We start from the raw sequence: 14,399 nt of genomic DNA, 5'->3' as shown, positions 1-14,399 counted from the left end.
ACACTTGTTATTTAGAAGAAACCATTGATGTGAGCAGCAAATTCATCTGAGCCCATAAACCCTGTAGTTCTCTGCTGGGTTAATTCTTTACCGCTTAAGTCAAAAAATAAAATAGAAGGTAAGCCTAAAATATTATAGTGCTTGGCTATTTCACTATTAGCAGCAGAATCAAAGGCTGTCATATCTATTTGTACCCATAAGGTATTTCTTAGTGCTTGCTGTACTTGAGGTGCAACAAAGGTGTACTTTTCAAACTCTTTACACGCAATACACCAGTCAGCATATAAATCAACCATTACTGTTTTGCCTTGATTATTTGCCTCAACCACTGTTTGTTCTAGTTCAGCCAAAGAAGCTACTTTGGTGAAGCTCGCGTGTACTTGCTCTACCTGTGAAACTGCATTGTGAGTAGGGAAAACCGTTTGGTATAACTTATTTGCACCAAAGAAAATAAGCATAAATATAACGATTGAACGCAAACCATAACCGAAGTTATTTGTGCTGTTAGAGGCTTGGTTGGTAACATAAAAATAACCACCCGTGGCTAATATTAGTAGTGACCATAAAATATCACTGGCAAGTGTTGGAATTAACCTGTCGAGTAAAAAAATAGGTACTGCTAACAATAGTAAGCCAAAGATATTCTTAATAATATCCATCCAAGCACCTGCTTTAGGTAGTAATTTTCCACCAGAGCTACCAAGAATGAGTAGCGGTAAACCCATACCTAAACTTAAGGCGTAAAGGGCTGATGCGCCTAAAACAACGTCACCTGTTTGAGAAATGTAAAGCAAGGCACCAGTTAAGGGTGCAGTAGTACAGGGCGAGGCAACTAAACCAGAAATAACCCCCATGACTAATACACCAGTATAAGAGCCACCTTTTTGCTTGTTACTTAAATTGTTAAGCTTTTCTTGCCAGCTTGCAGGAAGTGCCAGATTAAACACACCAAACATTGATAAAGCCAAAAAGATAAATAAAGCACTTAAACTAATTAACACGGCTGGATGTTGAAAAACGGCTTGAAATTTTGCTCCGGCTAATGCAACAACAATCCCTAATAAGGTATAGGTTACCGCCATACCTTGAACATAAACAAAGGATAAACTAAATGCTTTTTTGTTGGTTAATTGTTTTCCTTGTCCAACAATAATACCGGTTAAAATAGGGTACATTGGGAAAACACATGGTGTAAAAGATAACAATAACCCGCCAGCAAAAAATGCTATTAATGTTAATAAAACACTGTCTTGCATTAACATATCAACTAACTGATGCTGCTCACTTTTAGTTGCTGTTGTTTGTGCTGGCTCAGTGGTGGACTGTTCGCTCGCTATAGCTGATAAAACATTAGCGTTACTTGCACTGTTAACATCAACTTTAGATAACTGAATTGTTTTGCGCTCAGGTGGGTAACAAAGGCCTTTTTTTGCACAACCTTGATAACTTAACGTTAAGGTGGCATTTTCTTTTGCTTCTTTAATGTTGATAATAAATGAGAGAGGTTCGGTATATATTTGTTGAATACCAAAGAACTCATCTTCATGTTCAATGCCTTGTGGCAGGGCTAATGGTTCAACACTTACGTCTTGGCCTTTCACTTTAAACTGATGGCGGTAAAGATAGTAACCTTCAGCAATATCAAAAGTAATAGTGACTTCTTTGCCTTGTTGATGAAAGTTAAAAATAAACGCTTCATCAACTTTTAAAAACTCATCGTCATTACTAAATAATGAGCTACTAGACGTATCAAAAATAGAGTTTTGCGCGTGTACATTGCTAGGTAAGAGCATTAGCAAAGTAAGTATTAAAAAATAAAAGGAAATGATTTTTTTCATTAAGGTTACTTCAGTGTGTTAGATATCCAGTTTAAGTAGTTTTCATCACCTTGCTGGATGTTCAAGGCAATAATTTCTACCACTTCGTATGGGTGTAGTCGATTAATTTCATTATTTAATTGCGTAAATAATCGTTCTTCGGTTTTGATTAATAATTGAATTTCTGTTCCTTTTCGTAGTTCACCTTCCCAGCTATATATTGAAGTTAAACCAGGGATTAAATTAACACAAGCAGCTAACTTTTCATTAACTAAGTGTTCAGCAATCATAGTTGCTACAGCCTTGTCAGGGCATGTTGTCAAAATTAATTGATACAATTTTATTTCCTAGATTAAATTCAATTACTGTTATTATACGCTCAATAGCTTAAAAAAGACTTAAGACTATGTGGGTATTGTTGATTGTTATCCCTAAGCTTGCTGTGTTGACTTGAATAAGACCCGATAACCCCAATATAAGTTTCATCAGTAGTTCAGTAAAGAATTTTATGCGAGCTATAGTGTTAATTACTGGACATAAGGACTGAAAATGTTTCGATTGTTATTTGTGTTATTTATTATTGTCCCGATTATTGAAATTACGGTGATAATGCAAGTCGGTGAATTGCTCGGTGTATGGCCTACTGTTGCTATTGTCATTCTAAGTGCATGGCTTGGCGCTAAATATGTCCGTCAGCAAGGCATTGAAACGCTCCAATCTGTACAAGGAAAAATGGCACAAGGTGAGATGCCTTCAAATGAAATAGTGACAGGGTTGATGTTACTTGTTGCAGGTGTGTTGCTGGTTACTCCTGGGTTTGTAACCGATATTTTTGGCTTGTCTTTACTTATTCCAAGTGTTCGACGTGCTATTGCAGCACAAGTGCAAAAGAATATTAACGTAAACCAGTTTAATGCTGGAGCTTCTTTTCATCATACTAGTCAGGGTAATGTGTTTGAACACGAAGAGCATCAACCGCCTTTTTCAAACGACAGTAAACCGATATCGCATCATCAAGGTGACACGTTAGAGGGTGAATTTCAGCGAAAAGACTAGTCATAATAAGCTAAAGCGAAAAAAAAATCGAAGCTGACCTTGTGTCGGCTTTTTTTATCCCCATTTCTAATAGCAACAAGTTTTGCTCTACCTTATTGGTAGTGTATTTAATCAATAATTGAAAAATCTCAGGAGAGAATAAATGAGCATTCGTCCACTACATGATCGTGTAATTATTAAACGTAAAGAAGTAGAGTCAAAATCTGCTGGTGGTATTGTACTAACTGGTAGTGCAGCTGAAAAATCAACGCGTGGTGAAGTCGTTGCGGTTGGTAAAGGCCGTATTCTAGAAAATGGTGAAGTACGCGCTCTTGATGTACAGGTTGGCGATCAAATTATTTTCAGTGAAGGCTATGGCATGAAAGCTGAAAAAATTGACGGCGAAGAAGTGTTAATTTTAAGTGAATCTGACATTTTAGCAATCGTAGAATAGTCGTAAAAATTTATGTTTGAGCGTAGAGCTTTTAAATTAATTATTATTGAATAAACAAAATTATAGGAATAAATAACATGGCTGCAAAAGACGTATTATTTGGAAATGACGCACGTGTAAAAATGCTACAAGGCGTAAATGTTTTAGCTGACGCAGTAAAAGTAACCTTAGGCCCTAAAGGTCGTAACGTAGTTTTAGATAAATCTTTTGGTGGTCCAACTATCACTAAAGATGGCGTTAGTGTTGCCAAAGAGATTGAACTTGAAGACAAGTTTGAAAACATGGGCGCACAAATGGTGAAAGAAGTTGCTTCAAAAGCTAACGATGAAGCGGGTGACGGTACTACTACCGCTACTGTATTAGCACAAGCTATTGTTAATGAAGGTCTTAAATCTATAGCTGCGGGTATGAACCCAATGGATTTAAAACGTGGTATTGATAAAGCCGTTATCGCTGCCGTGGCTTCACTTAAAGAAGCATCAACACCTGTTACTGACAACAAAGCGATTGAACAAGTAGGGACTATCTCTGCTAACTCTGACGAAACAGTAGGTCAAATTATCGCTACAGCTATGGACAAAGTAGGCACTGAAGGTGTTATTACTGTTGAAGAAGGCCAAGCGTTAACTGATGAGTTAGATGTTGTTGAAGGTATGCAGTTCGACCGTGGTTACCTTTCTCCATATTTCATCAACAACCAAGAAAACGGTACGGTTGAAATGGAAAGCCCATTCATCTTGTTAGTTGATAAGAAAGTATCAAATATTCGTGAATTATTAACTACCCTTGAAGGCGTAGCTAAAGCTGGTAAGCCATTACTTATTATCGCTGAAGATGTGGAAGGTGAAGCGCTAGCAACCTTAGTTGTAAATAACATGCGTGGCATTGTAAAAGTAGCTGCAGTTAAGGCCCCTGGTTTTGGTGACCGTCGTAAAGCAATGCTTCAAGATGTTGCCACGTTAACAGCGGGCACAGTAATCTCTGAAGAAATCGGCATGGAGCTTGAGAAAGCGACTTTAGAAGATTTAGGTCAAGCGAAGCGTGTCATAATTTCTAAAGATAACACAACTATCATCGATGGTATTGGTGAAGAAGCAGACATTCAAGCACGTGTTGCACAAATTCGTGGCCAAATTGAAGAATCATCATCAGATTATGATAAAGAGAAACTTCAAGAACGTTTAGCTAAATTAGCTGGCGGTGTTGCTGTCATTAAAGTTGGCGCAGCAACCGAGGTTGAAATGAAAGAGAAAAAAGCCCGTGTTGAAGATGCATTACATGCAACGCGAGCAGCTGTTGAAGAAGGTGTGGTTGCCGGTGGTGGTGTTGCACTCGTTCGTGCAGCGACTGCAATTAAAGATTTAGAGGGTGCTAACGAAGATCAAACTCACGGCATTAACGTTGCAATTCGTGCAATGGAAGCGCCAATTCGTCAAATCGTTGCAAACTGTGGTGATGAATCGTCAGTGGTATTAAACGAAGTACGTAAAGGTGAAGGTAACTACGGTTACAATGCTGGTAACAGTACTTACGGCAATATGATTGAAATGGGTATTCTAGATCCAACTAAAGTAACGCGTAGTGCATTACAATTCGCGGCTTCTGTAGCGGGCTTAATGCTAACAACAGAAGCGATGATTACTGATACGCCACAAGATGCAGCAGCTCCAGCTATGCCTGATATGGGCGGCATGGGTGGTATGGGTGGAATGGGCGGCATGATGTAATTTATTCTGCGCCTAAATAAGCCTAATCTCTTATAACACGAAAGCCTGAATAGGAATATTTGGGCTTTTTTATTAGGCGTCTGCGAAGCAGAAGAATATCCCGTATTTATGCGGGGATGAATTAGCAGCGGCAGTATGCTGTCGCTACTGCTTCGCAGAAGCATAACAGTAAGTACCCCGTGCATGCGCGAGGGAGTCTACTACTAATAATTTGCTTAAATTTTTTCAAACTCATGGAACGCATGGGCGCAACGATAACTACACAAAATTTGTTTGATATCATTATATCTAAACAAATTTTATTTGTTCTAATGTTTCCCACGTCGTTCTATGTGCTTATTCCTTATACAGAATAGTATTATTTAACCACTCTTCAAACTCATCAATAGGAATAGGCTTACTAAACAGGTACCCCTGATAATGAAAACAGCCTTCCGTTAACAAAATATCGCGTTGTTCTTCCGTTTCTACGCCTTCAGCAATGATATCTAAACTCAAATTATCAGCCATAGCGATGATAGTTCGAACAATAGTCCGATCATTCTCGTCGACAACCACGTCACGAACAAACGATTGGTCTATTTTTAGCTGATCAAGCGGGAGGCGTTTTAAATATTGCAGTGAAGAATATCCCGTTCCAAAATCATCCAGCGAAAATTTTACGTCAAGTTCCTTTAGAGTTAACATATTAGCAATCGTTGCATCAAGATTTTCTAGCAACATACTTTCTGTAATTTCGAGTTTTAGTAACTCTGGCTTGATGCCAAACTGCTCAATAGTTGACTGAACATTTTTTACAAAATCAGCTTGGTGAAACTGTTTAGCACTGACATTGACAGACAAAACAAAATTACGCATGCGTTCTTGTTGCTGCCATACTTTTAGTTGAGCACAGGCTGTATTAAGTACCCATTCACCTATCGGTAAAATGAGCCCAGTTTCTTCAGCAAGCGGGATAAATTCAATAGGCGAAACTAAACCACGCTCTGGGTGATTCCAGCGGATCAAAGCTTCAGCGCCTAAAGGCCGATGCGAGTTGTCGACTTGAATCTGGTAATACAATTGGAACTGCTGGTCGATAATGGCATGACGAAGGTCACGCTCAAGCGTTGAACGAGCATTGATCTCCTCCTGCATTTTAGGGTCAAAAATACATATCGCATTGCGACCATCATTTTTAGCCTGATACATAGCAATATCAGCATGTTTGACTAAGGTATCTGGTGAAGCGTCATGGCCGTTAAAAATGATAACACCTATACTACTACTACTATTGTATTCATGTTCTTCAAGTTGATAGGTTTGATTAAGACTCGACAAAATTTTGTTTGCCACATGGAACGAGTCTGCAGTGGCTTTTTTAACGTCTTTATTTAGCATTTCTAATAAAACAACAAATTCATCACCGCCAAGGCGAGCAACGGTGTCATGCTCTCTTACTGTATCTTGTAAACGACTCGCAACCTGCTGTAATAAAACATCACTAAGCTCATGTCCGAGGGTATCGTTGAGTGTTTTAAAATGATCAAGATCAAGAAAAAGCACAGCACCGCTTTGTTCTGATCTCGCGCTCGAAGCCATAGCTTGTGCTAAGCGATCCATGAATAAACGTCGGTTGGGCAATCGTGTCAATGGATCATAAAATGCCAATAAATGGATTTCTTTTTCGGCCTTTTTGTTGGCGGTAATATCAGTTAAAGTTGCAACATAGTGTGTGACCTGATTTTGATCATTCATGACAGCCGTGATTGTAAGGTGTTCTGGATAAATTTGACCGTTTTTGCGTTTATTCCATATTTCGCCTTGCCAGCCCCCGGTTGTGTTAATGCTCTCCCACATACTTGAATAGAACTTATTATCATGCCTTCCTGAACTTAATATATTAGGCGTTTTACCAATAACGTCCTCAATGCTGTATCCCGTGATTACAGTAAATGACTGATTAACACGGAGAATAGTACCTTCAGCATCGGTTACAAACATGCCTTCTTGAGACTCAAATGCAATGGACGCAATATGCATTTCTTGCGCTATTTTTTCACGCTCAGTAATGTCGACAAGGACACAATGCGTCTTTACAAAGTTTCCTTTTGAATCTCTTTGAATACGACCGTTTAAGATCACGCTAATAAGCTGACCATCTCTCTTTTCGAGTGTTATCTGAGTGCTAACATGCCCTTCTTTTTTAAACGCTTTAAATTGGCAAGGAAATTGGTCCTGAATCTCATCCATCCAAATTTCGCCAAATGCTGTTCCTAAAATCTCTTCTCGAGAATAACCGAGCATGTTACAAAGGTGTTCATTGACATCAATATATCGTCCTTCTACATCTAAAGATTGATAAGCAATTGGAGTTTGCTCAAATAACTCTCTAAAGCGCGATTCACTTTCTACTAACTGCTGAAGGGCTTTTTTACGTTCCGTAATATCAGTAAACACGGTGGCAAATTGATTTGCCATGGGAGAGAAAGTAGAAATATTAAAATGGCGCTGTAGTGGTTCAAAATAGACGTCAAAACTATACGGCGCACTCGATTTTACAACCTGAGCGTAATCATCTATATAAGGTGGGGGATTAACACCATATACCTCGGTTGCCAAATTACCTTTAGCGGTTTTTATTGTTATTCCGGTCTGGGCTTCAAAAGCAGGGTTGACATCCAGTATACGGTAATCTATAGCCTGATTATGCTCATCATAAATGAGTTCATGCAGTGCTAACCCTTCGCTCATATTCAGAATAAGTGATTTTAATTTAGTTTCGCTTTGTTGTAACTCTGATTTAGCAAGGTAATGCTGTCCGGTAATGGAGAGTAATAATCCCTGTAATAAACCGGTAAAAATTAACCCAAGAAGCAATATTTGCCACGCTAAAAGCGCTAGGTGAGTTTCGATATAACTGGTTGTTGGCGTAATGGTTAATTGCCATGTTCGACCACCAAAATCAATATCGCTTTGCCATAGGTATTCTTTGTTAGTTGAGCTCAATGTTAAATAAGATCTAAATAATGTATTTTCCGTACTTAGCGCGTGTTTGTCTTCAATTAGTACCTCTACGTCTTCCATCACCCCTGAGAAAACAAAGACTTCATCATGTTTTCGATACGCACCGCTGCCACAGCAAAACCGGATATTTCAATGTTCTTAGTACTATTGCTCTGAGTGCCATTATCTTGAGTGTAATTATCTTGAGTATGATTTTCCATTGTGTTTATCGGGGATATTAATAATATGGCAGCGCTTGACGCTGTTTCTTGAACAAGATTAATAGGCGCTGTTATAGCAACTTTCCCAGTTTGACGTGCTTTAGTTATGGCTTCGAATCGGACTGAATCTGAAGCAATATCGTAACCTTGTACTTGTTTATTGGAATTCAATGGCGTGATGTAGGTGGCGGGCACATAGTGATCTCGATTTCCAGCTCGAACTGCTGTACCTTGCATGTTCTTTTGAGTGATTTCAAATGCAGGCATGGCAAGTTGTTTCGCCATCTTTGCTTCGAAGTTCTCTCTGTTTGAATCAGAAATAGAGGGGTTCCAACTCAATCCATGCAAGTCTGGATGCATGGCATATAAATTACGAGTAAAGAGTTCAAATTTCGTGTAACTCAGATCCGGATAAATACTCATCAAGTTACTGACCGATGTCACCGTTTCGGTAAAACCATTTAGCTTGGTTTTAATATGATGTTCAAGCACGTCTCCTGTGTGATGTAACTGATTGTTGATTTGACGCTTTTCGTTGCTTGCGACGTAGAAAAAGAACAGAACGATCATTGTTAGCGCGAGCAGAGTCGGAAGCATTACGGTATGTAGTCGATGTCTTCCGAGTGACTGCTTACGAAATAATAAGGTCAGTGTTAACGGGGCAAGTAATAGTACACCAGTCGCATCACCAATCCACCAACTGAACCAGTTTTCTGCAATTTTATCAGTAGAGATGATACCAAATAAATATAATGTAATATTAGCCCAAGTCGCTGAAACTAGACTCGCTAAAGCAGCAGTTAATACCAAAAATAGCGTAATTTCCCGCAGTAATGTGAGCGTTTTCCATTTTACGCCTGAAATTTTTACTAGATACCAAGCTATAGCCGCTTGAAGGCTTGCACCTATGGCAATCAATAGTGCAACCAAAACATGCTGAAAGTGCAGAGTGTCTGTGTTTCCTGTTAACCAAAGGTTGAAACAAAATTGACCTAACCAAATACCAGGCAGTAATCGAATTCCCCCATACAATATTGCGGCGACTGCGATACCTGACGCTGGAAATATTACGGTTGCATTCCCCGGAGGAATAGCAAATTCGAGACCCACGATCCCCATTAGAAAATACGTGCAAGCTAGGGCTATTATTTTGATGGGCAGTTTAAATGAAATACTATCGTTTATTGTCAATTTATCGAGTCTTTAATAAAAAGGGTTAAAATAAGTTGTTAAAAATCATTTATAATATTAATTTTTGTGTAGTTTGTTTTCATTGATGAACACAACATCTTTTGGCTATTTTAAGTCTGTTACATTTAAGTTGGTTTACATTGATCTTTGAGTAAGGCATCAAATTCACTCGCTGGTATCGGCTTTGAAAAAAGGTAACCTTGTCCATAATCACAATCCATATCACTTATTAGTTTAGATTGAAGTGGGGTTTCAATTCCTTCTGCTATTACTTTAATTCCTAGTTTTTGCGCCAATCCAATCATCGCTTCACATAAAACCATATCTTGAGCGTCATTAGATAGGTTACTTACAAATGAACGATCAATTTTCATGTAATCGATGGGGAATTTTCTAAGATAGGATAGTGAAGAATAGCCCGTGCCAAAATCATCTAAAGCAAGCATAAAACCAGCTTCTCTAAATTTTAATAGTCTATCTAAAATATCATTTTCATTATCCATTAATACATTTTCAGTGATCTCTATGATAATACTTTCACTAGATAAACCTATTTCTTTTATAAATTCCAACCAATGTTTAACTTTTGATTCAGACTTAAACTGTATTGGGGACTTATTAATACTAATTTGTAAATCCATTTGATATTTATTTTGCCACTTCTTTGTTTGAGTTGTGGCTTCTTTAAATACCCAATCACCTATCTTATTAATAAGTCCGGACTTTTCTGATAAGGGAATAAATTCATCTGGAGAAACTAGGCCTTTAATTGGGTGATTCCAGCGGATAAGAGCTTCTGCTTTGATGAGTTTTTTAGTTTTCATGTCAAAGATAGGCTGGTAGTAAAGTTCAAACTGTTTAAGTTCTATAGCGTTATGTAGGTCAGTAACAAGCCTTTGTCTTTCTTGTGCTCGTTCTTGCATTGCTGGAGTAAAATAATTAAAACGACTTCTACCTGTTTGTTTGGCTTTATACATCGCTTGATCAGCATTTCTAAGTAAGCCTAAGCTAGTGTCAGCATCATTTGGATAAAGTGTTATTCCAATACTTGCAGATACATAAACTCGATTGATACCAACGTCAAAGGGCTCTATTAATCTTAAAATAATATTTTTTGCGACTCTCTCTATAATTTCGGTATCTTTTATATCAGGTAACAATATGGTAAATTCATCTCCACCAAAACGAGCAACTATGTCACTTTCCCGTACGCAATCCTTAAGCCTATTTGATGCTTGTATTAATAATTGGTCTCCGCTTTCATGCCCCAAACTATCATTAACATCTTTAAAGTGGTCGAGATCTACAAATAGTACGGCAAAGGGCAATTTACTTCGTTTTGACCATAGTATCTGTTCTTCCAATCTATTTTGAAAAGTGACTTTATTTGGAAGGTTTGTTAATGAATCAAAACTTGCCTGTCTTTGAATAGTTTCATCCGCTTTTTTCTGCTGAGTGATATCGCTAAACAGGGCTACAAAATAGTCGATACCATCTTCTTGGTTTTTAACCGTATTTATGCTGAGGAATTCACAAAACATTTGGCCATTTTTACGTTTATTGTAAACTTCAGAACTCCAACTTCCACAACGGTTAATTTCCTCCCACATCATTTTATAGAACTGTTTATCATGAATGCCCGAAGATAAAATGCTTGGCGGTTTCCCTAAAATTTCATCTTCTTTATAGCCAGTAATTTTAGTAAAGGCTTTATTGATACTTATAATGTTATTGTTTTCATCGGTTACCATCATAGCTTGTGAGCTATGATTAAAGATTATAGAGGCGAGCTCTCTTTCAGTAATATCTGAGTGGGTTCCAACCATCCGTAACGGTTGACCACTTTCATTTCTGCTAACAACTTTTCCTCGACTCAGCACCCAAGACCAACTGCCATTACTTTTTAATTCTCGATGTTTATTTGTGAAAAACTTAGTTTTTCCTTGTAGATGGAGTAAAAAATCTTTTTTAAATAAGTCAATATCATCTGGATGTATTTGTGCGCTTTTATCATTTCCTTGAATTTTATTTTGTACAATATCTATAATCGAAGAGTCATTTTCCGTTAGGGACTTGGTTTTGTTTTCTAGGTTTAAATCCCAAACATTTTCCTTTTCTGCATCAAGTATAAACTTCCAGCGTTCTTCACTAATATGCAGGGCCGCTTCTGCTTGTTTACGGCGACTCTTCTCGCGCATAAGGTCCAAAGTTCGAGCTGAGATGCCACTGTACATGGTTAAAACTGTTCTGATCACAGTTTCCATCGAACCACTCATACCTTCAGCAGATATTGCTTTTGCTTCTTCTAATGTATTTCCCGATTTTAAAGCGATAACAGCCAGCGCCATACGTTTATCGGTATCCAAAATATGATATGCGAGCCAATTAGACAAGAAGGTGATGATGTCATAAATGACATCATCTAAAGATTTATTATCCTTGTTGTTTTTTATTTCTATCACTTTGTCAATAAATGAACCATGAGTGAGTGAGTGCTGAGTAACCCATTCATCATTTTTAAAATTGTCAACCCAAATAAGCTCTTCGCTCTTGAAGTGATAATCTGCATATTCGGCTAATTCATCAAAAATTTCATTTAAAATAATGGGAGCAGATAAGTTTGCTAAATTAGCGGCAAGACGATTAAGTATTCGTACTAGCTGTTTGTGCTGGTCATCAATTGAGTCAATACCTGTACTAAAATTTTCATTCCAGGGAAATATTTCAAAGAACTCTTGATTGTTATGGTCAATACTCATTCGGTGCCTTTTTATGAACAGAATTATTTAGGTATAAAAAAGTAAGAATAATTCTATCTTCATTATGAAATTGCTGTGTCGATATAGCCATGAAATACACAGCTGCTTTCATTGACTATCATGTAAAGTCAATCAGAGCTAGATAACTTGCAGTGGATATTTTTCAGTAACCCACTGCCTATAGTATTAATTAATATTATATAATTTCAAGTAATTATAAATTATAGAATGAAACAATTATTGAATTTTCCCTTGTTCTAGTTCTAAATCTTTTTCAACGCTGACCATGACTTTAATGATGTACTTTCATTAAAGTTCAACGGATTTAGTTAAGTGCTATATGGGCTACATGATGTAATTTATGCTGCGCCTAAATAAGCCTAATCTCTTATAACACGAAAGCCTGAATAGAAATGTTCGGGCTTTTTTATCATTTAAGTGTTTTGCCTTAACTGCACAGCTTGATGATATTGTAATAGACTCGTCACCGTAACTCATAAAGGCCAAAATATTGGTGTATATGGTAGTTACCTAATAAGTTAGGGGTAATAGTTGGTAGAATGTAATACTGTGTTTTGTTATATTTGAAATGTTGTATTTATTTTAGGTGGTTTGTTTGTTTTCTAAAGTTGCTTTAATAGTTTTACTTGTTGTATCGATTGTTTTGCAATCGTTAACTGCTGTAGCATCTGCAATAAATGAAAACCATCAAATAGATGTTGAGCATATTCAAGTAAAGCATGATCATAATTTAGACCGTTCAGAAGCAGGAAGGTTAGTTGATGCCCAAGGGCATGATGTTAATGATTGCCATCATTGTGGCCATTGCAGTGGCAGTCACTTAACTTGGATTCTCATTAAAGATATACCTAACCTCCATGAATTACCCACAGCAAACGAATTCCCATACGACTTTATTCAATATAAAGAGTTTTTTGAAGCAATTCTACGCCCTCCCATTTCTTAAGTTTTTATCATTATATTCTTTTTATTTCAGTTAACTGGAATGAAAAGGTTTGTCTATTAATTAAAAAATTTAAGAAGTCATATGTATATATTAAAAAATGCAGGTGTAATCCTGTCTTTGAGTGTTGCTCTTTTTTTTACTCAAAATGTTCCGTCTAAAGAAAACATTACAAAGCATCAAGGAGATGTTCATTCAGAAAATAAGAGTTCTGAAGAAGATCATGAGAAAGGTATAACGTTAAGTGCTGAGAAAATATCACTCGCTAACATTACGGTTGAACCAGTTACACCTAAAATTCACTTTAATACGATTTATGCACCAGGCGAGGTAAAAGCGAATGGTTATAAAAGCTATTTAGTGTCACCTAGAACTGATTCTGTCGTTATTAGCCGTCATGCTGCATTAGGAGAGTATGTTGTGAAAGGTCAAAAGCTTGTCACGTTATTCAGTGAGTCTATGGTGCAAGCACAAGCAGACTATCTTATTGCCTCAACAGAATGGCAGCGTGTAAAAAAATTAGATAATAAAACGGTTAGCGAAAGCCGTTTATTACAAGCAAAAACAACATTCAACGCTGCCTATGGGAGGTTATTGGCTTTAGGTTTGGCTGATGAAGCAATTAAGAGTATTTATAATAAAGATAGGGCATCGTTTGGTCAATATTCGTTAATTGCACAGCGAGCAGGTGTTGTATTGCAAGATGACTTCTTACAAGGTCAACGTATCGATGCGGGTGATACCATCATGTTGTTGGCAGATGAAGAAGACTTGTGGGTGGAAGCGAAAGTAGCACCCAATAAAAAGTTAAACTTAGCTATTAATTCTCCTGCACTGGTTGAGTTCAACGGACAAAGCTATTCAGCCAAAGTTATTCAAGAAGCACACACGATAAACCCTATAACGAGAACTCGAATCATCAGGTTATCAGTTGAAAACGTTGATGATAATTTGCATTCAGGGATGTTTGTTAAAGTTAATTTTCAGTTTACTACACAAAAGAAAGTCATCGCAGTGCCTGAAGAAGCATTAATCAGAAGTTCAGATGGAGATTGGACTGTTTTTGTTGAAGATCACCCCGGTGAATTTAGCGCAGTTGACGTTGAATTAGGTAGAGCGCTAGGTGATCTTCGTGAAATACATGGTATCGAAAGTGGTACACGAGTCGTAACTCAAGGTGCTTTCTTTGTCGCATCAGAAATCGCTAAAGGCGGATTTGATCCGCATAACCATTAATGGGAGTCGG

10 protein-coding genes are annotated in these 14,399 nt (G+C 37.5%); 5 read left to right on the top strand and 5 right to left on the bottom strand.

Annotated elements, in window-relative coordinates; translation table 11 throughout:
- Nucleotides 1-11 precede the first annotated feature (11 nt).
- Together D1094_RS02325 and cutA are read right to left on the bottom strand one after the other, a co-directional pair.
- Nucleotides 12-1,838, bottom strand: coding sequence for a protein-disulfide reductase DsbD (locus D1094_RS02325; protein ID WP_118958444.1), 1,827 nt, complete (start codon nt 1,836-1,838; stop codon nt 12-14).
- A gap of 5 nt (nt 1,839-1,843) precedes the next feature.
- Nucleotides 1,844-2,155: a divalent-cation tolerance protein CutA gene (gene cutA / locus D1094_RS02320; protein ID WP_118958443.1), complete on the bottom strand. Its 312-nt coding sequence runs from the start codon at nt 2,153-2,155 to the stop codon at nt 1,844-1,846.
- 211 nt (nt 2,156-2,366) lie between these two features.
- Here cutA and D1094_RS02315 point away from each other — a divergent pair, with 211 nt between their 5' ends.
- The 3 genes from D1094_RS02315 to groL all read left to right on the top strand — a co-directional run bounded on the left by D1094_RS02315 (nt 2,367) and on the right by groL (nt 5,033).
- Nucleotides 2,367-2,873 carry an FxsA family protein gene (locus tag D1094_RS02315; RefSeq protein ID WP_118958442.1) on the top strand — a complete coding sequence of 169 codons (507 nt, stop codon included), beginning with the start codon at nt 2,367-2,369 and terminating at the stop codon, nt 2,871-2,873.
- 142 nt (nt 2,874-3,015) lie between these two features.
- The gene (locus tag D1094_RS02310) at nt 3,016-3,306 is read left to right on the top strand and encodes a co-chaperone GroES (RefSeq protein WP_118958441.1); all 291 of its coding nucleotides are present in this window, start codon (nt 3,016-3,018) and stop codon (nt 3,304-3,306) included.
- Between the two features lie 77 nt (nt 3,307-3,383).
- Nucleotides 3,384-5,033: a chaperonin GroEL gene (groL, locus tag D1094_RS02305; RefSeq protein ID WP_118958440.1), complete on the top strand. Its 1,650-nt coding sequence runs from the start codon at nt 3,384-3,386 to the stop codon at nt 5,031-5,033.
- A gap of 336 nt (nt 5,034-5,369) precedes the next feature.
- Here the strand turns inward: groL and D1094_RS02300 are convergent, their stop codons facing one another.
- The 3 genes from D1094_RS02300 to D1094_RS02290 form a co-directional block, all read right to left on the bottom strand.
- Nucleotides 5,370-8,099 carry an EAL domain-containing protein gene (locus D1094_RS02300; protein ID WP_118958439.1) on the bottom strand — a complete coding sequence of 910 codons (2,730 nt, stop codon included), beginning with the start codon at nt 8,097-8,099 and terminating at the stop codon, nt 5,370-5,372.
- On the bottom strand, nt 8,099-9,430 hold the full coding sequence (locus D1094_RS02295; protein WP_147361044.1) for a CHASE domain-containing protein: 1,332 nt from the start codon (nt 9,428-9,430) through the stop codon (nt 8,099-8,101). The genes D1094_RS02300 and D1094_RS02295 overlap by 1 nt, the downstream gene beginning before the upstream one ends.
- A gap of 125 nt (nt 9,431-9,555) precedes the next feature.
- Nucleotides 9,556-12,189 (bottom strand): bacteriohemerythrin, encoded by a 2,634-nt coding sequence (locus D1094_RS02290; RefSeq protein WP_118958437.1) that lies wholly within the window; start codon nt 12,187-12,189, stop codon nt 9,556-9,558.
- A gap of 616 nt (nt 12,190-12,805) precedes the next feature.
- On the opposite strand from D1094_RS02290, the gene D1094_RS02285 reads away from it, so the two are divergent.
- Both D1094_RS02285 and D1094_RS02280 read left to right on the top strand, forming a co-directional pair.
- On the top strand, nt 12,806-13,156 hold the full coding sequence (locus tag D1094_RS02285; RefSeq protein WP_118958436.1) for a hypothetical protein: 351 nt from the start codon (nt 12,806-12,808) through the stop codon (nt 13,154-13,156).
- A gap of 81 nt (nt 13,157-13,237) precedes the next feature.
- Nucleotides 13,238-14,389 (top strand): efflux RND transporter periplasmic adaptor subunit, encoded by a 1,152-nt coding sequence (locus tag D1094_RS02280; RefSeq protein WP_118958435.1) that lies wholly within the window; start codon nt 13,238-13,240, stop codon nt 14,387-14,389.
- Nucleotides 14,390-14,399 lie beyond the last annotated feature (10 nt).

This window comes from Colwellia sp. RSH04, from assembly GCF_003545765.1.
Lineage (GTDB): Bacteria > Pseudomonadota > Gammaproteobacteria > Enterobacterales > Alteromonadaceae > Colwellia.
This window is presented reverse-complemented; position numbering and strand designations above follow the sequence as displayed.